Raw genomic sequence first — 25175 nt, 5'->3', positions numbered from 1 at the left:
CAGTTAACTCATCTGACCTGTTAATAGAGCCCGAAATGGGAGTATAATAATGAGCAATTTTCCACACCTTTTTACCCCTCTAGATTTAGGCCATACCGTTCTAAAAAATAGAATATTAATGGGCTCAATGCATACTGGGCTCGAAGAGCATCCTGAAGGAAGTGAAAGACTCGCACATTTTTATCGTTTACGTGCAGAAAATGGGGTCAGTCTTATTATTACTGGGGGAATAGCGCCAAGCCCAGAAGGGGCACTAACTGCTCATGGGGCTGTACTCAATAACCAAGAGCAGCTCCCCTTCCATCAGCATATTACAAACGAAGTTCATCAAGCAGGCGGAAAAATTGCTTTACAAATCCTACATGCAGGCCGTTATGGCTTGCACCCCGCATTAGTTGCCCCCAGTGCTATTCAAGCTGAAATTATTCCATTTCCCCCTAAAGCACTGACATCTGATGAAGTAAAAAAAACCATACAAGATTTTGTCACTACTGCAAAATTAGCCCAACGAGCGGGATATGATGGTGTTGAAATCATGGGTTCTGAAGGTTACTTAATCAACCAGTTTATTACCAAGCGCACTAACCATAGGGACGATGAGTGGGGAGGAAGCTATGCAAACCGCATTCGTTTTCCCATTGAAATTGTTCGTCAAGTACGAGAAGCCGTTGGGGATAATTTTATTATTATTTACCGGCTTTCCATGCTTGATCTCGTCGAGGATGGCTCCACTTGGGAAGAAATAGAGTTACTAGCAAAACAAATTGAGCTTGCCGGCGCGAGCTTAATTAATACAGGGATTGGTTGGCATGAGGCCAGAGTTCCCACAATTGCAACTCAAGTCCCTCGCAGTGCATTTAGCTGGGTTACTCAAAAGTTAATGGGTAAAGTTAATATTCCATTGATCACAACCAACCGTATCAATGACCCGTATGTAGCTGAGCAAATTATCGCTAATCAACAAGCGGATATGGTTTCCATGGCTCGCCCTTTTCTTGCTGACGAGTCATTTGTTCGCAAAGCTGCGGAAAACCGAGCAGATGAAATAAACACCTGCATTGGCTGTAATCAAGCCTGTCTAGACCTCATTTTTAGCGGAAAATTAGCCAGTTGCCTAGTTAACCCTCAAGCCGTCAGGGAGTTTGATTATCCTAACGAAAAAGCCACGATTAGCAAATCAGTGGCAATAGTCGGTGCAGGCCCCGCAGGGCTTTCTTGCGCTATTTATGCCGCTAAACGTGGGCATCGAGTCACCCTATTTGAAAAATCTAATCATATTGGTGGGCAATTTAACCTCGCAAAGCAAATTCCCGGTAAAGAAGAATTCCATGAAACGATCCGTTATTTTTGCCGACAGCTACAATTATTGAATGTGGATGTACGCCTTGAACAGCAAGCCGATGTAGACAACTTGTCAGGCTTTGATGATGTGATTATTGCAACGGGTGTTGTACCACGCCAAATTCAGCTTGAGGGGATAGACCATCATAAGGTCATTTCCTATATAGATGTTATTACCCAACAACGCCCTGTAGGGAAAAATGTCGCTATCATTGGTGCTGGGGGGATTGGTTTTGATGTCGCAGAGCTATTAACCCAAACAGGAAAAAGTAGCAGTTTAGATACTTCGTTATTTAACGAAGAATGGAATATTGATACTTCAATTCACTCTAAAGGTGGTATATACCCTCCACAAAAACGGCCAATAGAGCCTGCTCGTCACCTCTATTTATTGCAACGTAAAAATAGTAAAGTTGGCGCTAATTTAGGGAAAACAACTGGTTGGGTACATCGTTTGTCTCTTATGAAGCGCGGTGTAAAAATGTTGAATGGCGTTGAATACATGCGAGTTGATGACAACGGGCTACATATTCGTTATCAAGATAAAATACAGTGCCTTCCCGTTGATAATGTCATTCTTTGCGCAGGGCAAGAACCTTATCGCCCGTTGAAAATACAGTTAGCAAAACTCGGCATTAATGCGCATGTTATTGGTGGTGCAGATATAGCAGCAGAACTCGATGCACGCCGAGCCATCGAGCAAGGCATGAAAATAGCTTACCAACTTTAACTTCTTCCCCCTTGTGCTAAGCCATTAGCTTAAGGGGCTTTTCTGTGCCCCAACTTTAAGCTCAACCTGACTATCTACTCTTATCTGACTTTAATAACTCAAATTGTTATGTTATAACATATCGTTATTTCATGGATAATTTGAGGCTTTATGACACTTTCAACTGAATTACCCTCTTCTGTTTTGCCTGACGCACAAGCACAAAATGACACTCACAGTAATATCAAGCTTGACTGGGTTGGAATGACAGGGATTGCTTTGCCCATTGAAATTGAAAGCCGCCCAGTTAATGCGACTATCGATATTGGCGTTGATCTACAAGGGCAAAAAGGGGTCCACATGTCTCGTCTCTATCAAATATTGGATGGCCTAACACAAAATGAACTGACGCCAGATTTAATAAAGCAAACATTAGAACAAGTATTATTGTCGCATCAAACTATTTCATCGAAGGCTCATATCCGATTTTATGGTGATATTTTATTATCGCGCCGTTCGTTAGTATCAGCTCAATTTGGTTGGAAAGCCTATCCGTTTGAGATTTCAGCATCATTTGATAAGTCACTATCCCTTTATTTGAAAGTCGGAGTCCCCTATTCATCAACTTGCCCAAGCTCTGCCGCACTCAGCAGCCAAGTTATGCAACAACAGTTTGCGATTGATTTTGATGATACAGAACAAACATTAACTCAATCTCAAGTCCTTGATTGGTTGATTAAACAAGGGGTCCCAGCAATACCACACAGTCAACGCAGTTGGGCATGGGTAACCATCAAGCTAAAAACAACTTATAAAGAGCTTCCTATTATTGAGTTAATCAACCAAATCGAAAATATTCTTTCCACCCCAGTACAAACGGTGGTGAAACGTAAAGATGAACAAGCTTTTGCTATTGTTAATGGGCAGAACTTGATGTTTTGTGAAGATGCCGCTCGTAAACTAGTGAATGCCTTTCGCCATCAATGCCAATTTGACGAAGCGACGATCCACATTGATCACCAAGAAAGCTTACATGCCCATAATGCGATTGCCCACACACAATGGAAACGGAGTCTGTATGTTGCGTAAAAACCCATCGGGGCACTCGCCTGTTGTATCGGAAAAAGCATATATTGACCCTACCGCCATTATCTGCGGTAAAGTGATTATTGAAGATTATGTTTACGTTGGTCCATATGCCGTGATCCGTGCTGATGAACTCAATGAAAATGCAGATATGTCCCCCATCGTGATCGGCTCACACTCAAATATTCAAGATGGGGTGGTTATTCACTCAAAAAGTGGCGCGGGTGTACAAATTGGCTCACACACATCGATTGCGCACCGAGCAATTGTCCATGGCCCTTGTGAAATTGCTGAGCGCGTGTTTATTGGCTTTAATAGCGTTTTATTTAACTGCAAAATTGGTAAAAACAGTGTGATCCGCTATAACGCAGTCGTCGATGGCTTAACACTGCCGGATGGTTTATATATTCCGTCATGCATACATGTGAACGCATACAGTGATTTATCGGCATTCAACCAAGTTGATCACGCTTCATTGCAATTCTCTGAAGAGGTCGCAACTACGAACATTCAACTTGTTGAAGGCTACCGTCGTCTACGTAATGAGTTTTAAATCTATAAGCTGTTAAAACAATAAGGGTAGAGTTTGCTTTCGCAGCCTCTACCCTATTTATCTAAATTCAGGAACACTTAATCACGATGAGATAACTGCGCTTCTGAATTTGCCAGTCTATCATCTTCGGCTAAGCAGACTGCAGCTGTGAAAAGGACATCAGTTGAAGAGTTAAGCCCCGTTTCCACTGAGTCTTGCAATACCCCAATCATCACACCAACAGCAACGACTTGCATGGCAACTTCATTCGAAATCCCAAACATGTTACATGCTAATGGGATAAGCAATAACGACCCGCCAGCAACCCCAGAAGCACCGCAAGCACAGACAGCAGCAACAACACTTAGCAACAGAGCTGTTGGAATATCAACAGGGATACCGAGTGTATGTACAGCGGCTAAAGTCAATACAGTGATTGTCACTGCAGCACCCGCCATATTAATGGTTGCACCTAATGGGATCGAAACAGAATAGGTATCTTCGTGAAGGTTCATACGGCGACACATTGCCATATTAACAGGTATATTGGCCGCAGAACTACGCGTAAAGAAGGCAGTTACACCACTTTCACGCAGGCAGGCAAATACCAAGGGGAATGGGTTACGCCTAATTTTCCAATAAACAATCAATGGGTTAACAACAAGTGCCACAACTAACATACAACCAACTAATACCGCTAGGACATGGATATAACCTTTTAAGGTTTCAAAACCAGTTGTTGCGATGGTAGAGGCGACCAAACCAAAAATCCCCACTGGTGCTAAACGGATCACAACGCGTACTAACTGAGTCACCGCATTAGAGAAATCATGCACTAAATTCTTTGTTGTATCGTTGGCATGACGCAATGCAATACCAAGCCCAATCGCCCATGCCAAAATACCAACATAGTTACCTTTAATTAATGCATCGATAGGGTTAGCAAAGATATTGATCAGTAAGCCTTTTAAAACTTCAGCAATATTACTTGGGGGGTTTAATTGAGAGTCTCCCACCACTAAAACTAAGTTAGATGGGAAAATGAAAGAACCAATGACTGCGACAACCGCGGCAAAAAAAGTCCCCAAGATATACAGAACCAGTATCGGTTTTATATTGGTTTTTTGCCCTTGACGATGATTCGCAATTGACGACATGACTAATACCCAGACCAGCACGGGAGCGACTGCTTTCAACGCGCTAACAAATAGGTCGCCTAGTAGGGCAACATTTTTCGCCGCTGAAGGCCATAACCATGCCAGTAAGATACCTGCGATCAAACCAACCAGTATCTGCTTGACTAGACTACCTTGGCTAATTACTCGCCATAACCCTGTTTTATTTGTATCCATAGTAGACCTATATTAGTTATCTTTATTAGGAATTAAATGTGTTTGCACAGCAAGTATAAGGAATAATAGTCGCCTGAAAAGGCAATTATTCAAAATATACACAATGATTGACTTTATTTAACAAACATTTTACACATCTGTGATCTCAATAGAGTTTTGTTTCTTAAAGTAGAATAGAGAATTTTAAAATGAGTGAATACTTTCAGAAGGTTAAAACAAAAAAAGCCCCCAACTTTCCAGCGGAGGCTTCAACTAAAACCACTAAATTAACTTTTGGCTTCGTTTCGTTTATTAACAATTGTATTAATAATTAACGTTATAACTAGTATGGACGCAATAACCCCAAGAGAAATAGCCGTTGGAATATGAAAAATATCAATTAACAGCATTTTTATACCGATAAAGCTTAAAATGACCGCTAAACCGTATTTGAGCATTGAGAACTTTTCTGCCACACCAGCTAATAAAAAGTACATCGCACGTAGCCCTAAAATAGCAAATAGGTTCGATGTTAAGACAATGAACGGGTCAGTTGTTACCGCAAAAATAGCGGGTATGCTATCAACCGCAAATATCACATCACTAATTTCAACTAAAATTAGCACTAAAATTAATGGGGTTGCGAACAATATCCCATTCTTTTTAATAAAGAATTTTTCCCCATGTAATTCATCGGTCATACGTAAATGTGAGCGCACCCATTTGACCAGAGGTTTATCCGTAATAGGGGAATCGTCCTCTTTAGCAAATGCCATTTTAAGCCCGGTAAATAATAAAAACAGGCCAAATACATATAAAATCCAGCTAAATTGCGTAACTAACCAACTACCAGCAAAAATCATAATCGTACGCAATACGATGGCACCCAGTACACCGTACACAAGGACACGACGTTGTAAATTTGCTGGAATAGCAAAATAACTAAAGAGCATTAACCAGACAAATACATTATCTATCGCTAATGCTTTTTCTAATAAATAACCGGTTAAAAATGCGATAGTTTGGTTATCAGCAAACTCACGCCCCACGTTATCATTAAGATACCACCAAAACCCTGCGGCAAAGAGTAATGAAAGTGTCACCCATACAATACTCCAAGCAGCCGCTTGCTTCATCGACATGGCTTGGCCTTTATGTTTTCCCTGCCAAAACAAATCGATAAGTAACATGAGTAAAATAATAACTGCAAAACTACCCCATAAAACAGGGTTACCGACTGAATGCATTTTCCTATCCCTTAAAAACAAAAAACGGCTGATATCCAGAAGACATCAGCCGCTTAAAATTGTTTAACCTCAAGGAGTTATCTATTGGTTGTAAATTATGAGCAAACCTCGCCTTCTGGCAAGGTCTCACTTACAACACAAATTACCTGAGATTAGGAAACTGTGGTGCTCGGCTACCGGGTGTAATTTGTACACCGTAATGACGATAAACCGACAAGAAGAAGTTACTCCCCTTTGCTATGGCGATAAGATACGGTAAATAATCTTAAAATGCAATAATTAGCAACGAGGGTTTTATCACTCTTTTTTCACATTAAAAAATGAAAGAACAATCATATTTCACATTTATCATCTAAAAAATAGGTTAAAAGCGGGTTTTAAGCACTTTAAACCTGTATACAATGAGCGATAAATTGTAAAAATAAGCCAAAACTTAAATGAATTCTAAAAATAAGCTTAAAATTTACTGTTTAGTTATTTTCTGTTTTGTTAAAGTGAGCGTGCTTTACACTAACAGCCTGAGGAAACAACACTTTCACTTTGGCATTCACTTAATCCATTTCTCCCTGCCCAACAACAAGTTTGTTGCTGTTATTGCCGTTTAGGAAACATTAATGGAATTAGTTAAAGAACTTTTTTTTGCCCTTTGGCACCAAGATTATGTCACCCTGTCTAACCCCGCGTTAGTCTGGTCGATTTACTTCATGCTGTTCGCTATCTTGTTTCTTGAAAACGGGGTTTTGCCTGCGGCTTTTTTACCTGGCGATAGCTTATTGATTCTAGTCGGTGTGCTCATCGCTAAAGGTACGCTAAGTTATCCACTGACGATCGCAATTTTAACTGCCGGGGCAAGCTTAGGCTGCTGGGTTGGTTATATACAAGGGCGATGGTTAGGGAATACACGCTTAGTTAAAGGGTGGCTTGCACATTTACCAGAACACTACCACCAGCGCGCATATGGGCTTTTCCATCGCCATGGCCTCGCTGCATTATTAGTTGGCCGTTTTTTAGCCTTCGTCAGAACATTATTACCCACCATCGCGGGCCTTGCAGGTTTGCAGAATGGCCGTTTCCAAGTCTTTAACTGGCTAAGTGGTCTACTATGGGTTCTGATTTTAACCGCTATTGGCTATGGGTTTGGTAAAAGCCCTATTTTCCTGCAGTATGAACATCATATTATGAATGTCTTGATGTTAATCCCTGTGGGTCTGCTGATTATAGGTTTAATCGGTAGTATTGCTGTTGTTGTAAAGAAAAAACTCTCAAGCAAAAAAGCAAACTAAATCTACGATGGGGGTCTATTGGCCCCCATATTTTTAGTTTTACTTTTATTTACCCTCTGTTAATTTATCAAAGAGTTACCTCCTTAACTCCTTGATAAAAAACTATTCTTAATCATTTCATTATGTAAATTTTCCTTTGTTACATGCACTTGGCCTAAATAATCCATTGCACTTAGTACAAAAAAAGCTATTGTTAATACAGCAATTACGATTTTTCTATTAACAGGAGGTTGTACATGTCAGCTAACCATTCATCAGAAGACTTACGTGCGGAATTACGGGCTTTAGCAGATTCTCTGGAAGCGGTACTCAATGATACCGGTGAAAAATCGAAAGAAGAGATTGAAAGCCTAAAATCCAAGGCAAAAGATGCATTGTGTTCATCACGCGCTAAACTCAGCCAAACCACTGAGCGGATCACAGAACAAACCAAGGAAATCGCGGGACGAGCGGATAACTATGTGAAGGAAAACCCGTGGACAGGCATCGGTATTGGTGCAGCCGTCGGGGTTGTTCTTGGCGTATTACTCGCTAAACGTTAATCGTATATGGAACAAAACCAACAACGTCAGGGCCCCGGGAAAGGGGTCCTTGAAATATTGCAACGTATCGCAAGTATCACTGTGAATGTTGTTGAAACTCGTCTTCAGCTTATTGCCGTTGAGCTTGAAGAGGAGAAAATCAACTTTATTCAACTATTACTGTTAGTTGGGCTAGCTCTCCTATTTACTGCTTTTGGTTTGATGTGTTTAATCGGTTTAATCTTTTGGTCAGTCGACCCCGTCTATCGCTATCAAGCACTGGCAATGACAACAGGGAGTCTGATCATACTCGCTATTATTTTTGCCCTTTGGGCATTAAAAAAAGCGAAGCAATCAACGTTATTGGGTTCTACTCGAGAGCAGTTAAGCCAAGATGCTAATGCTTTAGCGGGAAAGGATAATGAGCAGAAATAAGCGCCAATTATTAGCCACCAAAAAACAAATGTTAATCAAAAGGATTGAGCAGCAACGGAGTGACCTTGCTGCTTCTTCTAAAGATTGGCTACAAACCACTGAACGCTACGACCGCACATGGAAATTTTTTATTACCTTCCGCCCTCTGTTTATTGCCGCAACAGGAATACTGTCAATCTACTCATTGAAAAAGCCTCAAAAACTTTTACGGTTAGGTAAAAAAGCACTCACAATTTGGAGTTTGGCTCGAACAGTACAAAGCACCCTCAACGCAAGTAAAAAATAATCCTCTATTTTGAAATCAATTAATCGCTATAGGTTAATAAAATCCCCCTTTCCTGAAATCAACTCCAACAATTTATTTATTATTCAATTTTTTTGTACTTGTTTGTTAATAAGCTTTGCTTTTTATTGAAAAAATAAATCACTACTATAAGCACATCAAATGTTTTCTTATCTATTAGTGCTGAAAACAACACTACAAAGCGACATATATCGCAATTTAATAAAATTTAATAGCTTATTAGTCTGGAGAGTCTCGATGAAAAATTTAGAAAGTGGTGCGATATTATTGGCTCGTATCATGATGCCAATCCTATTTATTGTCGCTGGGTACGGGAAACTAGGTGATGCTTATGCAGGAACACAACAATATATGCAAGCAATGGGCGTCCCTGGGTTTTTATTACCTTTAACCATTTTATTAGAATTTGGCGGCGGCTTAGCAATCCTATTTGGTTTCTTAACCAGAACTGTTGCCTTGTTTACAGCAGGCTTTACTGTACTAACAGCATTGCTGTTCCACATTGACTTTAGTGTTGCACCAAACAGCCTAATGTTTATGAAGAACTTTACGATTGCGGGCGGCTTCTTACTGTTAGCAGTCACTGGTCCGGGTAAATTTAGTATCGACCATTTATTAAATAAAAAATGGTAACTCCGATTTCATTATCACCCTTGTGAATTTATTTGATTTTTTTGTCCAATTTATACCTCCTTCGGGAGGTATTTTTTTGTCTAAAATAAAGGTATTGAATCAGTGAAGAGAAAATCACTTAGTTGAGGTGTCCTCGGTAGGCAGCAAATTGAGTCATCCCGTGAGCATACATAAGTATGTGACTCGGGTGACTCAATGAAGCCAATACCCCTACGGCTCAAAATATAACGAGTTTACACCCTAAATAATTTGGGGATTTCTCGGAGACACCACGACTTAGCCTCCCCCATACTATCTCTGCGCCACGCCATAATAATATTCGTCTCATGACTAAATTCAGCCCCGACAACTTTTAAGCGCCCTTCTCGAATATCTTGTTCAACCATTGGATATGGCATAGTTGCCACCCCTAACCCTGCCAGCAATGCATTTCGTTTATCTTCAATTGTCGATACTGTTAATCGCTGCTGTTTATCCAATAATTGTACGGTGATCACTGGGCGTTCTCGCGCAGTATCTGCAACCGCGATCCCTCGATATTTCACTCGTACCGCATCTGAAAGCGGCTCGGGTTCTTGATGAATAGGATGATCAGGGCTCGCAACATAAATATGGTTAATGGTATATAACGATTTCGAGTTAATTTCAGATGAAGAACGAAAATGCATATCAGGGGCAATCACAATATCCGCTTTACCACTTTCAAGGCGTTCCCATGCCCCTGCTAACACCTCAGTAATTAATGATAATTGTGTTTCTGATTTCTCAGCCAAACGTTCAACCAGAGGAAATAATGACTGAGCTGGAATTAATGCTTCACACACTATTGTCAGGTGTGTTTCCCACCCTTTTGCTAAGGCCTCAGCATCCGAAGTCAATTTATCGGCCGCCTCAAGTAGAATCCGTCCTCTATCCAGCAACATTCTACCGACATTGGTAAATTTGGTTCTATGTCCTGAACGGTCGAATAAAATGACATCGAGCTCTTCTTCTAATTTTTGCATGGTATAACTAAGCGCGGAAGGTACTCGACCTAACTCTTCTGCCGCTGCTGCAAAGCTACCACGCCGGTCGATTGCATCCATCACCCTTAATGATTCAAGCGTTAATGCTCTCTCTTTACTCATGACGTATCTCTTTCAGGAAATTTGAATAAAGGAAACAGATTAACTGGCTAACAATTCAACGTCCAGCTATTTATTATAACAATATAGTATTAATTTATTAATTTTAGCTGAGGGGCAACCATTATGATGACACTTAGACCCGCTAACCATTGTGGAAAAGCAGACTATGGTTGGCTACAAGCGCGTTACGCCTTCTCATTTGGCCACTACTTTGACCCTGACTTTATGGGTTTTAAAACCCTACGAGTGTTAAATCAAGAAGTTATTGCGCCACAAAACGCCTTACAACCTAGAATGTACCCTCATGTTGATATATTAAACATTATTCTTAAAGGGCATGCGCAATACCGTGATAGTCAAGGTAATACAATACAAGCCAGTGAAGGGGAATGTGTGCGTTTCTCACCCCGTTCAGACCTCAGCTATAGCGAGCAAAACATTTGCCCACAAACACCATTAACTCGCTTACAGCTTTGGTTAAATGCTTGCCCGCAACAAGAATCGCTTCCGTTACAAAAAATAGCGATTCAACAGGATGAAAACAAACTCATTGCGTCACCTGATGGTCAAAATCAAAGCATTCAATTACGTCAACAAATTTGGATAAACCATATCCATCTGGAGCCCCAAGAATCAGCTTCCATGACATTAAAAGGTAACAATGCATTCCTGCAATCCATACATGGCGGCGCAACTATACGCAGTCAGCAAGGTGAGAGTTTAATTATGGGCTGTAATGATGGCGTTTTTATCCAAAATGATAATGAAATCGTTATTACAGCAGATAAATATTTTCGAGGGTTATTGATTGACCTCGGCGACCAAAGCTAAACCGTTTTTTATAGCTATCTCAACATCATATTCTTTCCTTTAAGACTCAATTTTTTTCAATATCATGATTAAATTTGCGAACGGATTCGCAAATTTAATCATTTACATGTCCTACATATTGACACCCTTATGATAGAGTCCTGCCATTAGAGAGAAAGAAAATACGTTCTTTTCTAACTCAAATACTTTTTGATTTTGATTTTAAAGGTGTTTTAGTGGCCCTATTTACGCAGCAGCGACACAACCAAATTTTTGCACAAATACTCAATGAGGTCGTTCCTCAAGATGAGCTAGCAAAACTTTGCTCAGTTTCAACACGAACCATTCGTTCAGATATCAATGAAATCAATGAATTGATTCAGGAATATAGCGCACACATTGTGTATGAGCGTGGTCATGGTTATCGGTTAAAAATTGAGGATGAAGCCCTGTTTGCCACTTTCACCAAGCAAACTGAAGAGGAAAATAGCATTCCTCGTACGAGCAAAGAACGCATTGACGCCTTGCTTCTCAAATTACTAATGCAATCCCTGCCAGTAAAGCTTGATGATATCGCTGAAGAATGGTTTATCAGTCGAGGTACTTTACAGCAAGACATGGGAGCGGTCAGGGAACAATTACATAAATATCAAATTTCATTAGAAAGTATTCCCCATCAAGGTATTCGGTTAAATGGTAGTGAATGGGCCGTTCGTGCTTGCATGACCGAAACGTTATGGCGCCGATATTCCGCACAGTTAACCCCAGACTTAACGTCTTTCCGCCCTGATTGCCTTGATAATTTAGACCTAACATATATTGACAAAGTCCTACATAACAGTATGAATCGGTTCGATATTCGTATTAGCAATGAAGGCCATTTGTACCTTGTTTTTAATTGTGCTGTAACTATTTTGCGTATTACTCGCGGCCATGAACTAACGACAACGGTAAAAAATGATGATAGCGAAGAAGTGATCCGCAAGGCATGTGATGAAATATCGAAAGGCCTAATTTACTTTCTTGGCAATGACCTTTCAGGGGCTGAGCTCAGTTACCTACACGATCAAATCATAGCTCAACGCATTAGCAATCAAGACCCGAGCAGCCAAAAAGTAGGGAGCCACAATGAATTATCCGAATATATTTTAAGCTATATCAACGAGTTATATAACTACGATTTGCGTAATGATGAAAAACTTAAAAAAGACCTCAACACTCATCTTGCTGCGCTAATCACCCGCCTGCAATACCATATTTCTACGCCAAATCCATTACTCTCTGATATTAAACAATATTATCCTTTTGCTTACGATGTCACCTTAAGTGCTTTAACGAGTGCAAGTAAGCAATTACTTCCCCACCCTATTAACGAAGACGAATTAGGTTATTTAGCCGTACATATTGGGGTTAGCCTTGAGCGAAATTACGGTGCAGGTTCAATTCGCCAGACCGAGGTACTCGTAGTCACTGATGCAGGGAACTCAACCTTCCGAGTCGTTGAATCAAAAATTATGCGTGAATTTCCACAACTTAAATTTAGTCGCGGCTTAACACTGCAAGAATATGAATCGCTAAATGAAGTTACGGAAGATTTTGTCATTACTACAGTTCGTGTTTCGGAAAAAAATAAACCCGTCATCAAAATCGCGCCTTTTCCTACACCTTACCAGCTAGAGCAAGTGGGCCGCCTTGCCATGGTAGACCAAACACGCCCCTACATCATTGAACGCTTCTTTGATGAACGCTTTTTTATGGTCGTTAACGAAAAAATTAGCCAAGCAGAGTTATTTCAAACCGTGTGCCATAAATTACAACGGGAAGGTTATGTCACTTCAGATTTCTATCCTTCTTTGCAAGAACGCGAATCCATTGTTTCCACATTACTTGGGGAAGGGATTGCACTGCCGCATTCATTAGGGTTATTGGCGAATAAAACCGTCGTTGCCACTGTCGTTGCTCCACAAGGTATTGAATGGAATAAAGAAACGAAAGAAAACGCTTATGTCATTTTTCTATTGGCTATCAGCAAAGCGGATTATGAAGAAGCCATGGCAATCTATGATTTATTCGTCACCTTTGTGAAGGAAAAAACCACTCGCCGCCTAATAGGCGTCAAAAACTTTAATGAATTCCAAGTGATCGCTAAAGATAGCCTAGCGCGAATTCTTTAAGTTAAGAGCAACTTCCACTTAGTAATGGAAAAATGATGATTGATAGTTTTTACGTGATCCTAACCACAACTCCACCAAATGTTTTCCTATCCAAAACTGGTGATTTTACACGCTAAATGGCTAAGTGGAAGTCATTATCAGATACATTAGATGGCTTCCATTTAGAGTTTCCACTTTACCCTCCAATTCTATTTTCCATTTCCACTTGTTTATAAAAAATCATATCTATTTGATAGATATAAAATTTTAAAGAAAACCCCATAATTTAATTATTCAACAATAGTTGATAAACATCCGTTTTTTCCACTTATTTTCCAAATAGTCTAAAAAATGAACCATCCTTGTAAGTTCTAACTTCCAAATAATTTCCACTTATAAGTGGAAATTCATTGCCTGCAAAAATGAGTATGGACGTATTAAGGTATTAAGCATGAAGGAACAGAGTGGTCTAACTTGCAATATTACTTTGGATTTTAAATAGTTATGAGTGAATCAGTTGTAGTTTTTAAGATGTTAGAACATAACCTCGATATCGATGAGGTGACACAAAAACTGCTGGCAGTGATTACTGACTGGCTCAAGCAGGAGGACTGCTACACTACAGATGTACAACAACAAATGTTGCAATCTCACTTACGAGCCATGGTGGCAAGAGCAAAAACGGGTGAAGCCTTACCAGAAATCGATATCAGCCTGTTTGACGAAATATCAGCACATTCAATTGCACTAGCACAACGCGTTGTCGACACGTTACCCGGCTTGGCACAAGAAGAGACCTATTTACTCTCTGTTCACTTTGAAGTCGCTCGCGCGAATGATTAATTTTTAACATTGTAGAATTTGGAGAATATTTTATGAAACAGATGGTTGTTGTTATCGGAGATCGCTTAGGTAAAGGCCAAAAAGTGGCTGCAGGTGTGGAAGCTGCGGGTGGTAAAGCCATTGTCGTTCCTGGTGTTGCTGCGGATATGAAACTCGGTGACGTTATGAATGCAGAGCAAGCCGATTTAGGTATCTCTTTTTGTGGTAGCGGCGGCGCAGGCGCTATTACCGCTCAAACTAAATATGGTTACAAAGCTCGTTATGGGATGCGTTCTATCGAAGAGGGAGAGACCGCCATTGCAGATGGTTGCAACGTACTAGGTTTTGGTTTTATGGACAAGGAAGAGTTAGGTGAGCGCTTAGTTAAAGCTTTTAATAAAAAATACGGCAACGCTTAATGAAAAAATCTATCGAAACGGTTGTACGGGTAACAGGGCAAGGCGATACCAAACAAAAAGCCATTGCTGACGCCTTAAATTCAATTCAAAAAACCGTACTGAAAAACAATACAGATATCATCCTGCGGATAGAACCAAAGGATGTTGAGGTTGTTAGTGCTCACTCACAATCGCGAACAGAAAAGTTTCTTTTTATCTTTTTGCCACGCAAGCGTGAACATTTTCGTGTTGTACTCGACGTTTCGCTGGATGTCACCTTACTTTCTGTCAACGAAATACCATTTACAGAACAATAATAGCAATCAGGTCTGGAGTTAATTCCATGAGTGAAACTGCATCTTTTTTAGAAATATTGGGCATGTCCCTAATTATCGGTGGGCTCTGCGGCTTCGGTTTAGGAGCCGGGGCAGCGCGGATGTTCCACGCACCAACCGTACAAGGTATGGGGGCATTTCGTACTTTGGGTGAACTTAACGCCTGTGAAGGCGACCCAGCTTCACACTTTTCTTTCGGCTTAGGGTTCTTCTTTAACGCATGGGCTTCATCTGTTGCAGCTGGTGCATTTACCCAAGATGTCGACCACCGCATCATCCCAAACTGGGGCGCGGCCGCATTGTTAACCAAAAACCGCAGCGTAGCAGACACACTGCATAACCCGAAAAAAATGGCGATTGCTTGTGCCATTATCGGTGCGGTCGTGGTTGCGTTCTTAAATACCACCGCCTCTGCTGTTCCAGCGGCATTACAAACCACGGCGGTCAATGTATTAGTCCCCGCCGCTAACTTACTCGTCAACACCGTAATGCCAGTCATTTTCTGGTTAGCTGCGATGGATGCGGGCCGTCGTTCCGGTTTCTGGGCCACCCTATTTGGAGGCTGCGCACAGTTAATTATGGGTAACGCTATCCCTGGTTTAGTTTTAGGTATCTTGATTGGTAAAGGTGTTGATGACAACGGTTGGAACCGTATCACTCGTACTATGATGATCACTGTCGTGTTGTTGTTTGTATTAAGTGGTTTCTTCCGTGAGTTTGACCTGAAGATGATCACCTCCTTCAACCTAGATAAACCATTATGGCTTGAATACGTCCACGGACTGCTAAGCGGGAAATAATCATGACAACTGAAATTAACAAACAAGATTTTTGGTACGCTGAATGGTCCTTCCCAATCTTTGTTGGGCTGTTATCCGCAGGGATCTTTGCAGGTACTCACATGTATGTCGTCTATGGCTTCGGAGCGTTTAACGAAGTGGCCTTCGTAGCCATGCTGCGTGCAGGGTTAGATACTGGTGTTTACGGTGCAGTAGCGGCTTTCGGTGCTAGCTTCCTATTCGCTCGGATCATTGAAGGCTCATTAGTCGGTATCTTAGATATCGGTGGCGCATTACAAACGGGGATTGGTCTAGGTGTTCCTGCTCTATTCTTAGCCGCGGGCTGGGATATTTTAGTGACCAACTTCTGGATGTCACTGCTTACGGGTTTACTCCTTGGCGTGTTAATCGGTCTGTTAATCGTATTTGCACGTAAATTCACAATTGCCCAAGCCAACTCAACCTTCGGGGCTGATGTCATGATGGGTGCAGGTAACACATCAGGTCGATTCCTTGGGCCATTGATTATCCTTGCTGCAATGGCTGCATCCATCCCAATTGGTATTGGTTCTTTAATCGGCGCATTGGTTTTCTATGTATGGCAAAAACCTGTTGCAGGCGGTGCAATTTTAGGTGCGATGTTATTCGGTTATTTCTTCCCAATCGCCGCTTAATCCGCATTCTCTCGGAACATAGGTTAACGAAAACGCTACGGTTTATATCATTTAGAACAAACAGTTAGACATACTCTAAATAATTCAAATTGCAGCAAACGACGATATCCCTAGGAGCATACACCAGTATGTGACTAGGGTAGTGAAACAACAGGCAATAACGCTGCGGTTTGAAGTATGACGAGTATGACAAGCATCGAGTATGAAGAAGGCAACTTATGTACACTCTAATCATCAAACAAGCTAAACGTATCGATGGTGCAATTATCGATATTCTTATCAAAGATGGAAAAATCGACGCCGCAGGTCCAGAGCTGGCCAACAATCAACAAGCAGACAAAGTTATTGACCTGAAAGGAAAATGCTATGTAAGTGCGGGGTGGATCGACTCTCACGCACATTGTTTTGTTGAATCGCCTATCTACTTCGATGACCCCGACTTAGCAGGTGCTGCGGGTGGAGTCACCTCACTGGTTGATGCAGGTAGTGTAGGCGCTGATGATGTTGATAAATTTTATCAACTCACCCAAAAATCGAAAACCAATGTCTTTTCTTTATTGAATATCTCTCGTATTGGCATCATTGCACAAAATGAATTGTCAGATATGAACAATATCAATGAAACTTGCTTCCAAGAGGCCATTGAGCGCCATAATGGCTTCATTGTTGGTATGAAAGCGCGTATGAGCAAAAGCGTGGTGGGTGAAAACGGAATTACCCCTTTAATCAAAGCAAAAGAAATGCAGAAAAAACATCATCTCCCGCTAATGGTGCATATTGGTAATAACCCCCCAAATATTGATGAAGTTGCCGATTTACTCACCCGTGGGGATATCATTACTCACTGCTTTAATGGCAAGCCAAATAAAATTTTAGGTGATGATGGCTACCTAAAACCCTCAATTGCCAGAGCACTGGCGCGTGGTGTTATTTTAGACGTTGGTCATGGCGGCGAAAGCTTTAGCTTTAAAGTTGCAGAGCAAGCCATGCGTATTGGGACTTATCCAGACATCATCAGTTCAGATATCTATCACCGAAACCGCGTAAATGGGCCAGTGTATAGCCTTGCTTTTGTAATGACGAAATTCCTCTGCATGGGCTTTAGTGCTGAGCAAGTTTTACGTTGTGTCACAGAAAAAGCTGCTGACTTGCTGTCACTTCCAGCGAAAGGCTATCTAAAACCGGGCTTCGATGCAGATATTACGCTATTTGATTTAAAAGAAGAACCGACTGAACTCACTGATGCAGAAGGTGAACATCGCATAGGGACTCACCGCTTTGTTCCTATTGCCGCAATTGTCGGTGGAAAACATATTATTCATGCAGAAGGCGAATCTGAACATGCAATCAATCTATGATAAATATCAGTTAAAACACGTTATTAATGCTTCTGGCCGTATGACCGCCCTTGGTGTATCGACCCCAACACCTGAAGTGGTTGAGCGAGTGGCTTATGGGTTAAATCACTATTTTGAAATTAAAGATTTAGTCAATAAAACAGGCGAATACATTGCAAGTTTATTAGATGTTGAAGCTGCTGTTGTGGTGTCTTGTGCATCTGCCGGTATTGCCCAAGCTGTTGCCGCGGTGATCGTGCAAGACGACGATGATTTACTACTCAACCTGCATTCATCCGACAAAGTGGTTCCTCGCGAAATTATTTTACCTAAAGGCCATAATGTTAACTTTGGCGCCCCCGTCGACACCATGGTGACACTCGGCGGAGGTAAAGTCATTGAAGCTGGTTTTGCTAATGAATGCAGTGCTGCACAACTCGCGGCAAAAATCACCCCTCAAACCGCAGCCATCTTATATATCAAATCACATCATACCGTACAAAAAAGCATGTTAACTGTGGAGCAAGCGGCCAAAGTCGCTCATGACCACCAGCTACCGCTGATTGTTGATGCTGCGGCAGAAGAGGAATTAACGGCTTATTATCACACTGGTGGCGATATTGTTATTTACAGTGGCGCCAAAGCTATTGAAGGCCCAACCAGCGGTCTCGTTATTGGTAAAAAACAATATATCGAGTGGGTTAAACGCCAAAGCCAAGGTATCGGCCGAGCAATGAAAGTCGGTAAAGAAGGTATTTTAGGGCTCACACTTGCTATCGAACAATATCTGAGTGCGACAAAAGAAACTGGCGCTGAAATGGTTAATCGAATGAGTAAATTTATCAGTGACCTAAATGATATCAACGGCATCTCTGCGCAAGTGGTATGGGATGGCGCAGGACGCGATATTGCACGTACTGAAATTAGCTTCGATGAAAATGTTATTGGCAAAACGACCTATCAGATTATGGCTGAGTTGAAACAGGGGAATACCGCCATTTATTTCCGTGAATACAAAGCTAATGAAGGAAAAGTTGAAGCGGATATCCGTAGTGTAAGCAATGAACAACTTGATGTCATTTCAAAGAATATTCGTTTGCTAGTAGAAGGATTTTAAAATGAAATTGTCACCGAATTTTTACCGTGACCGTGTCTGCTTAAATGTATTGGCTGGTAGCCACCAAAATGCTAAAGACATTTATGTCGCAGCGGAAACCTTTGTCGTTGTCGGTGTATTATCCAAAAATTACCCTGACTTAGAAAGTGCCATAGCTGATATGCGCATCTACGCGCAAGAGACGGATAATGCGTTATCGGTTGGTCTTGGGGCTGGCGATCCAAACCAATCAACCATGGTGTCTTTAATTTCACAGGAAATTCAACCACAGCATGTAAATCAAGTATTTACAGGTGCTCCCATTAGCCGAGCCTTATTAGGCCAAACCGAGACCTTCGTTAACGCATTAATCTCACCGACAGGTACGGTTGGCATGGTAAAAATCTCTACAGGCCCATTAAGCTCACAAGCCCCAGATGGCATTGTCCCCATTGAAACCGCAATCATGATGCTTAAAGATATGGGCGCTGACTCTGTTAAGTTCTTTAATATGAAAGGGTTAAAATATATTGAAGAATATAAAGCCATTGCTAAAGCTTGTGCTGAATTTGATTTTTCTTTAGAGCCTACTGGCGGTATTGATTTAGATAACTTTGCGGAAATTTTGCAAATAGCCCTTGATGCAGGCGTGAAGAAAATCATTCCTCATATTTATAGCTCAATCATTGATAAAAATACGGGCAATACTCGCCCAGAAGAAGTTCGTCAATTATTGCAGATGGTTAAGCAAGCGGTTAATTGATGCGTTAAAGCAGTAAAAAGAAGTCGGAAAATAAATATAAGCGAGATGTTATAAAAAACAGTCATTGTGACAAATGACAAAACAACAAATGCCCCACTCATCTAGTATGTAGTGGGGCTTTTTTCATTATATATTAATGACCTATCATTCGTGCATTCGGTATAATATGAAACCAATAATTATCGGGGACAGGGCTATCCCACACACCAAAGTAAGCAGCAACCCCGATGGCACTAAATAACATTCCCAGAGTTAAAACTAACATAATTACCCCAGACAATGGGATTTGGCGTTTTTTTCTTGGCACTTGTAATGAAAAATTTAGGGTTGAAGAAACAGGGCAGGACTCCACGCACGTCATACACCCTGTACATTCCACCGTTCTTACCTTAATGAGCTTGTCGACTGGAATACGCGACGGGCAGTTCTTGGCACATTTTCCGCAATCAATGCAGCTTTCCACATCTCGACGAATTTTTACGGGGGAAAATAACGAAAATAGCCCCAACAATGCACCATAAGGGCACAAATAACGGCACCAAGCATTACGAATAAACAAACTAATCACCACAAGAACAATAACACTCACCAAGGTAACACCGCTAATGTAGCGAAAGAAATCGAGCATTTTAACATCAATGATGATCCCATAAGGCGACATCATAAAATACTGGATCATCTGTGCAGGCATGGATAATGCTATATAGAGAAAAAAAGCTAATAGTAAATATTTTAAGCCTTTTAGAGGAATATCTAACCATTTAGGTAAATCGATTTGGTTTTGATAACGAAACAGTTTTTGTCCTATTTTCCCCGTGTATTCAGAAATTGTCCCTATTGGGCACATCCACGAACAAAAGGCTTTTTTCAATAATAAGCTAATAATTATGAAAGAAACCAAAAGAAACATTGAGGCCGCATGGATTACCGGAAAACTGCCTGTTTCTAATGTGTATTTTAAATTCATTAACCCAGCAATAGGTAGCCAACCCTCAATCCCACCCGGACGAGGAAGATAAAGCGTTGCCCCACCAGTTTCGTAGTAACGAACCCAGTAATAGAAAGTAATACCGATATAAAGGTTTATCGCCAAGAGTGTGAATTGTACAACTTTCCGCCAAGTTGATGCGTTCCGCCAATCATTCCAAGGAAGCTTTCCCCCTGTCGTACCGGGGCGGCGTTGATACCTTATACGTGGTTTTTTGGTCATATACGCCCATCTCTTTAACATGCATTTTAAATACCATTATTGTATTTACATATTCAGAAAGCATATTGATTTGCATCAGGGGGTTGTGACGTTGATGGTTTGATACAACAAAATGGTGAAGGTTGACCAGAAAAATAGAAAAATAGAAAATATTATCGTTGGTTTTTGCTAAATAATTCGAGTTGTGCCAAGGCGGCAAAATGAGGAAATCCCTAGGAGCATACAAAAGTATGTGACTAGGGTTGACGAGTGACGCCAACACAGGCACAACTTGAAGTATGACGAAAAAAAGGAGCATACAAAAGTATGTGACCCGTGTGGCTGAATGAAGCTAACGCCGTGACAGCGCTAAGTATGACGAAAAAATGGGAGTTGGCCGATAAGCCGGGTTCTGTCGTGGACAACCATTCATCTAGGCCAGCACTTGCGCACTGGCTCCAGCAACCTACCCGAGTTCAATGCGGGCCGCACCATATGAACCCCTATTTGGTCTTGCTCCGGGTGGAGTTTACCGTGCCACGAACTGTTGCCAGTCGCGCGGTGCGCTCTTACCGCACCCTTTCACCCTTACCTGATCCTGTAAACAGGCCATCGGCGGTTTGCTCTCTGTTGCACTAGTCGTAGGCTTGCGCCTCCCAGACGTTATCTGGCACCCTGCCCTATGGAGCCCGGACTTTCCTCCCCTTTACCCGTCTCCCGAAGGGACAACGATAAAGCAGCGGTTGTCTGGCCAACTCCGCGGCGAATTATAGGCACTTTGTTGTAGCTTGTACAGACTCTAGCACCTGCAATTTACCACTTATATTAATGTAACCGTTTTATTTGCCTAAAAATCATTCATTGCTTTGATTATCAAGCATCAATTTATACAACATATTTTTCTTTAACCCATAAATTTCGGCTGTAATCGCTGCCGCTTTTTTAGGGGGAAGCTCTTTTTGTAATAAATTTAACGTGCGAACCACATCAGGGGAAATAGCCGAATCATCCTCTGGCTTCTTATAGCCTTCAACAATTAACACCATTTCGCCGCGATGGCGGTTTTCATCCTCTTTTACCCACGCCAACAATTCACCTACTGGACGGCCTTCAATTGACTCCCACGTTTTAGTCAATTCCCGAGCTAAAACAACATGACGTTCTGGTCCCCAGACTTCTACCATATCTGCTAAACTATCTAACAAACGGTGGGTTGACTCATAGAAAATCAGTGTCCGAGTTTCTTGTTCAAGTGATTGTAAAACGTCTTTACGGCCTTTTGTTTTAGCAGGTAAAAAACCTTCATAACAAAAACGGTCTGAAGGCAAACCGGCAGCAGACAGCGCAGTAATCGCTGCACAGGCGCCGGGTAAAGGCACAACACGGATACCAGCCTCACGACAACGATTGACTAAATGATAACCTGGATCATTAATTAAAGGTGTACCTGCATCAGAGACTAATGCGATACTATCGCCTTGTTGAAGTTTGCTAATTAATTGATCTGCCTTTTGCTGTTCATTATGATCATGTAGAGCGAACAGTCGTGCATTAATCGCAAAATTCTGTAAAAGAATGCCTGAATGCCGAGTGTCCTCTGCCGCAATAAGGTCAACATGTTTAAGAACATCCAACGCACGTTGCGTGATATCACCCATATTACCAATTGGGGTTGGGACGATATACAGCGTGGATGCCATAACCACAGCTTGATTAGGTTGGTTCATTGTTTCATCCGAATAGCCGGTTTAAAATTAAGCAATTGAAAAATACACCATTGGATACAGTATGCGTCCTTCAATTTTTTTGCATTTGAAAAAAGGGTTAATCTGCACAGCAATGCTATCTATATTTGCATTGTCAGGGTGCCAAATGGTATCGGATTACTTCCCGCCCACCCAAAAAACACCTGAGCAAAGTACGTCTGATGTCAGCAGCTACCAAGCCATCATTGATGCTGCTCAAGGCAAGCCCTCAATGGAAGCCCTGCGAGCTTATATTAGCCAAGAGCCTTTATTAAAAACAGCTGCTGAACGCCAAGCCAATATTGATGGCCTCTGGAAGATGTTAACACAGTTAACGCCAGAACAAGTCCACGGAATTGAGGCTGATGAATATATTCTCCAAGGTTGGGTCGATCTTTTAGATATTTATCAAAACAACCAAGATGACCCTGATGCGCTACGCACCGGTTTCAACGACTGGAAAATGCGTTATTCAAATAACCCAGGGGCCACAATTCCCCCGACCCAGTTGCTCCAAGCAATGTTACCGCGTGTTGGCACAACCCCGAAAATAGCCCTATTTTTACCGATGAGTGGGCAAGGTCAGGTTTTCGGTCAAGCCATCATGCAAGGGTTTATGGATGCTCAAAAAGGGCTCCCGCAAACCACATCTCTTCCGGCTAACACAGCGAACGCTCAAAGTAGCGGTAATGATATACTCGACCAAATTTATGCAGAAGTCGCAGCGACTACGGGTGAAGCACCTGCCACCACCGATAATGACTTGGTAACCTCCGCTTTACGTATTGATGCTACTCCGACAAATACACAAACGATCAAAGTCTTTGATACCACCAATCAACAAATGCCTCAACTGCTTGAACAAGCTAAAAATGAAGGCTTTAACCTTGTTGTCGGGCCGCTGCTGAAAACAGATGTAAATGTGATAGCACAAATGGGTGCTCCTGTTAGCGTTCTTGCGCTTAACGAACTCGATAGCAACCAATTACAACCTCGTCCAAACCTCTGTTATTTTTCGTTATCTCCAGAAGATGAAGCGCAAAATGCAGCCGCTTATATGAGGTCTGAAGGCAAACAAATGCCTCTCGTATTAGTGCCAGCAAATGCCTTTGGCGATAGAATTGCCAAAGCCTTCGCTAAAGGTTGGCAAGAGAAAGGCGGCTCGACCGTGTTAATGCAAACCTTTGGTTCAGTACCTTCGCTAAAAGAATCCATTAACCGCGGTGCTGGTATCCGTATGACTGGAACACCTGTTAATACAGGGGAAACAGTTAGCCCACAATTAAGCCCTCAAATTGAAGATTCAACAGGTGCTATTGATGGTGTTTATATTGTGGCGACACGTGACGAGCTGACGCTTATCAAACCGATGATAGAAATGGCAATTAGCACCCGTTCACGTCCAGCACTTTATACGAGCTCACGTAGTAACCAAGCAGGTTCAGGGGCTGATTACCGCTTCGAAATGGACGGTGTTAAGTTCAGCGAGGTCCCTTTATTAGCTGGTGCAAACAATAGTTTACGCAAACAGGCTCAACAAAAGTTAAATAATGACTACTCACTATTTCGCTTATATGCAATGGGTGTTGATGCATGGTCATTAGCTAATAATTTCGATAAATTACAGCAACCAGAACAATTACGTATTAATGGTGCATCCGGAGTACTCACAACAACACCTAATTGTGTTGTTTTCCGCGAATTACCTTGGTTACAGTTCAAGCAAGGGAAGATCCTTCCTGCTCAATAGGGTATAAACAAGTCATCGAGAAGGTGACTTTTCAGACAAGGACGTCATGAAAACAATCCAGAAACCCTTAAAATGGTTAACAGGTCGGTACTATGAACACCAAGTACTCACTTTCCTGAAACAACAAGGGCTAACGTTTGTCGAACGTAATGCAAGAAATCGAGCCGGTGAGATCGATTTAATAATGCGCGATAATACTGGTTGGGTATTTATCGAGGTACGTTTTCGTAAAAATGGTGATTACGGTAATGCACTTTTATCAGTAAACTGGCATAAACGTAGAAAATTATTAGCCGCTGCAAAATTATGGCTTGCGCAAAGGCAAGAAAGTTTCGATACCAGCTCGTGCCGTTTTGATATCTGCGCAATAACGGGTAACCAATTTGAATGGATACAAAACGCATTTAACGAAGATGGCTAGTATTCGTAATCTGAATGACAAATAAGCTACCTGAATAAATTAGCGAGTATAATCAACAACGCTACAAATATTACTTTTCGTTGTAGCAGGGCTGCAAGAGTGTAGTCAACGCCGCTACAGCATGGGATATGACGGAATTACCCTAAATAATTCGTGTTGTAGCAAGGCGGCAAGTAAGCTAATCCCTATGAGCATACATAAGTATGTGATTAGGGTTAGCGAGCGTAGCCAACACCGCTACAGCATGGGATATGACGGGATTACCCTAAATAATTCGTGTTGTAGCAAGGCGGCAAGTAAGCTAATCCCTATGAGCATACATAAGTATGTGATTAGGGTTAGCGAGCGTAGCCA

Annotated in this window: 25 protein-coding genes and 1 other RNA gene; 20 read left to right on the top strand and 6 right to left on the bottom strand. The window is 41.6% G+C overall.

Annotated features, from left to right (window positions below; genetic code table 11):
- The first annotated feature begins 49 nt into the window (after window positions 1-49).
- The 3 genes from ACPEH5_RS10455 to ACPEH5_RS10445 all read left to right on the top strand — a co-directional run bounded on the left by ACPEH5_RS10455 (window position 50) and on the right by ACPEH5_RS10445 (window position 3689).
- Window positions 50-2071 carry an NADPH-dependent 2,4-dienoyl-CoA reductase gene (locus tag ACPEH5_RS10455; protein ID WP_042846162.1) on the top strand — a complete coding sequence of 674 codons (2022 nt, stop codon included), beginning with the start codon at window positions 50-52 and terminating at the stop codon, window positions 2069-2071.
- 150 nt (window positions 2072-2221) lie between these two features.
- Entirely contained in the window at window positions 2222-3139 is a 918-nt protein-coding gene (gene folE2, locus ACPEH5_RS10450; RefSeq protein WP_042846163.1) for a GTP cyclohydrolase FolE2, read from the top strand.
- A complete protein-coding gene (locus tag ACPEH5_RS10445; protein ID WP_042846165.1) occupies window positions 3129-3689 on the top strand; it encodes a carbonate dehydratase in 561 nt (186 codons plus the stop codon). Before folE2 ends, ACPEH5_RS10445 begins: the two co-directional genes overlap by 11 nt.
- Before the next feature lie 77 nt (window positions 3690-3766).
- Here ACPEH5_RS10445 and sstT read toward each other — a convergent pair whose 3' ends face one another.
- Together sstT and ACPEH5_RS10435 are read right to left on the bottom strand one after the other, a co-directional pair.
- A complete protein-coding gene (gene sstT, locus ACPEH5_RS10440; RefSeq protein ID WP_048606197.1) occupies window positions 3767-5020 on the bottom strand; it encodes a serine/threonine transporter SstT in 1254 nt (417 codons plus the stop codon).
- Window positions 5021-5286: 266 nt separating this feature from the next.
- A complete protein-coding gene (locus tag ACPEH5_RS10435) occupies window positions 5287-6246 on the bottom strand; it encodes a TerC family protein (RefSeq protein ID WP_042846168.1) in 960 nt (319 codons plus the stop codon).
- 614 nt (window positions 6247-6860) lie between these two features.
- Between ACPEH5_RS10435 and ACPEH5_RS10430 the strand changes: the two genes are divergently transcribed.
- The 5 genes from ACPEH5_RS10430 (at window position 6861) to ACPEH5_RS10410 (ending at window position 9422) form a co-directional block, all read left to right on the top strand.
- Window positions 6861-7529: a DedA family protein gene (locus tag ACPEH5_RS10430; protein WP_042846170.1), complete on the top strand. Its 669-nt coding sequence runs from the start codon at window positions 6861-6863 to the stop codon at window positions 7527-7529.
- A gap of 236 nt (window positions 7530-7765) precedes the next feature.
- On the top strand, window positions 7766-8071 hold the full coding sequence (locus ACPEH5_RS10425) for a DUF883 family protein (RefSeq protein WP_042846171.1): 306 nt from the start codon (window positions 7766-7768) through the stop codon (window positions 8069-8071).
- A gap of 6 nt (window positions 8072-8077) precedes the next feature.
- A complete protein-coding gene (locus tag ACPEH5_RS10420) occupies window positions 8078-8485 on the top strand; it encodes a phage holin family protein (RefSeq protein WP_042846173.1) in 408 nt (135 codons plus the stop codon).
- A complete protein-coding gene (locus ACPEH5_RS10415) occupies window positions 8472-8771 on the top strand; it encodes a YqjK-like family protein (protein ID WP_042846174.1) in 300 nt (99 codons plus the stop codon). Before ACPEH5_RS10420 ends, ACPEH5_RS10415 begins: the two co-directional genes overlap by 14 nt.
- 255 nt (window positions 8772-9026) lie before the next feature.
- Complete coding sequence (locus ACPEH5_RS10410; RefSeq protein WP_129466423.1) at window positions 9027-9422, top strand: DoxX family protein; 396 nt, start codon at window positions 9027-9029, stop codon at window positions 9420-9422.
- Between the two features lie 233 nt (window positions 9423-9655).
- Here the strand turns inward: ACPEH5_RS10410 and ACPEH5_RS10405 are convergent, their stop codons facing one another.
- Window positions 9656-10549 carry a LysR family transcriptional regulator gene (locus ACPEH5_RS10405; RefSeq protein WP_042846177.1) on the bottom strand — a complete coding sequence of 298 codons (894 nt, stop codon included), beginning with the start codon at window positions 10547-10549 and terminating at the stop codon, window positions 9656-9658.
- Window positions 10550-10672: 123 nt separating this feature from the next.
- Between ACPEH5_RS10405 and ACPEH5_RS10400 the strand changes: the two genes are divergently transcribed.
- From ACPEH5_RS10400 to dagF, 10 genes are all read left to right on the top strand, one after another.
- Window positions 10673-11380 (top strand): pirin family protein, encoded by a 708-nt coding sequence (locus tag ACPEH5_RS10400; RefSeq protein WP_071548610.1) that lies wholly within the window; start codon window positions 10673-10675, stop codon window positions 11378-11380.
- Window positions 11381-11595: 215 nt separating this feature from the next.
- Complete coding sequence (locus ACPEH5_RS10395; RefSeq protein WP_042846181.1) at window positions 11596-13533, top strand: BglG family transcription antiterminator; 1938 nt, start codon at window positions 11596-11598, stop codon at window positions 13531-13533.
- A gap of 483 nt (window positions 13534-14016) precedes the next feature.
- Window positions 14017-14355, top strand: a complete 339-nt coding sequence (locus tag ACPEH5_RS10390) for a transcriptional antiterminator (RefSeq protein WP_042846182.1) — start codon at window positions 14017-14019, stop codon at window positions 14353-14355.
- Between the two features lie 32 nt (window positions 14356-14387).
- Window positions 14388-14753: an SFCGS family glycine-rich protein gene (locus tag ACPEH5_RS10385; protein ID WP_042846184.1), complete on the top strand. Its 366-nt coding sequence runs from the start codon at window positions 14388-14390 to the stop codon at window positions 14751-14753.
- Entirely contained in the window at window positions 14753-15049 is a 297-nt protein-coding gene (locus tag ACPEH5_RS10380; protein WP_042846186.1) for a DUF4312 family protein, read from the top strand. Before ACPEH5_RS10385 ends, ACPEH5_RS10380 begins: the two co-directional genes overlap by 1 nt.
- Window positions 15050-15075: 26 nt before the next feature.
- On the top strand, window positions 15076-15867 hold the full coding sequence (locus ACPEH5_RS10375; RefSeq protein ID WP_042846187.1) for a DUF4311 domain-containing protein: 792 nt from the start codon (window positions 15076-15078) through the stop codon (window positions 15865-15867).
- Between the two features lie 2 nt (window positions 15868-15869).
- Window positions 15870-16520, top strand: a complete 651-nt coding sequence (locus ACPEH5_RS10370) for a DUF4310 family protein (RefSeq protein WP_042846188.1) — start codon at window positions 15870-15872, stop codon at window positions 16518-16520.
- Between the two features lie 218 nt (window positions 16521-16738).
- Complete coding sequence (locus ACPEH5_RS10365) at window positions 16739-17878, top strand: amidohydrolase/deacetylase family metallohydrolase (RefSeq protein WP_042846189.1); 1140 nt, start codon at window positions 16739-16741, stop codon at window positions 17876-17878.
- Window positions 17862-18974, top strand: coding sequence for a DgaE family pyridoxal phosphate-dependent ammonia lyase (locus ACPEH5_RS10360; protein ID WP_042846190.1), 1113 nt, complete (start codon window positions 17862-17864; stop codon window positions 18972-18974). The genes ACPEH5_RS10365 and ACPEH5_RS10360 overlap by 17 nt, the downstream gene beginning before the upstream one ends.
- Window position 18975: 1 nt before the next feature.
- A complete protein-coding gene (gene dagF / locus ACPEH5_RS10355; protein ID WP_042846191.1) occupies window positions 18976-19716 on the top strand; it encodes a 2-dehydro-3-deoxy-phosphogluconate aldolase in 741 nt (246 codons plus the stop codon).
- Window positions 19717-19849: 133 nt separating this feature from the next.
- On the opposite strand, the gene ACPEH5_RS10350 is transcribed toward dagF, so the two are convergent.
- The 3 genes from ACPEH5_RS10350 to rsmI form a co-directional block, all read right to left on the bottom strand.
- Entirely contained in the window at window positions 19850-20926 is a 1077-nt protein-coding gene (locus ACPEH5_RS10350; protein ID WP_166685148.1) for a 4Fe-4S binding protein, read from the bottom strand.
- A gap of 364 nt (window positions 20927-21290) precedes the next feature.
- Window positions 21291-21664, bottom strand: an RNA gene (rnpB, locus tag ACPEH5_RS10345) — RNase P RNA component class A.
- Between the two features lie 95 nt (window positions 21665-21759).
- Window positions 21760-22632 carry a 16S rRNA (cytidine(1402)-2'-O)-methyltransferase gene (rsmI, locus tag ACPEH5_RS10340; RefSeq protein ID WP_042846193.1) on the bottom strand — a complete coding sequence of 291 codons (873 nt, stop codon included), beginning with the start codon at window positions 22630-22632 and terminating at the stop codon, window positions 21760-21762.
- A 61-nt stretch (window positions 22633-22693) separates the two neighbouring features.
- On the opposite strand from rsmI, the gene ACPEH5_RS10335 reads away from it, so the two are divergent.
- Window positions 22694-24400 (top strand): penicillin-binding protein activator, encoded by a 1707-nt coding sequence (locus ACPEH5_RS10335; protein ID WP_129466426.1) that lies wholly within the window; start codon window positions 22694-22696, stop codon window positions 24398-24400.
- A gap of 46 nt (window positions 24401-24446) precedes the next feature.
- Window positions 24447-24821: a YraN family protein gene (locus ACPEH5_RS10330; protein WP_042846196.1), complete on the top strand. Its 375-nt coding sequence runs from the start codon at window positions 24447-24449 to the stop codon at window positions 24819-24821.
- Window positions 24822-25175 lie beyond the last annotated feature (354 nt).

The organism is Providencia sp. NPDC089933, assembly GCF_049545585.1.
Taxonomy (GTDB): Bacteria; Pseudomonadota; Gammaproteobacteria; order Enterobacterales; family Enterobacteriaceae; genus Providencia; species Providencia huashanensis.
The sequence above is the reverse complement of the archived record's forward strand: the minus strand, read 5'-3'. Positions and strand labels throughout refer to the sequence as shown.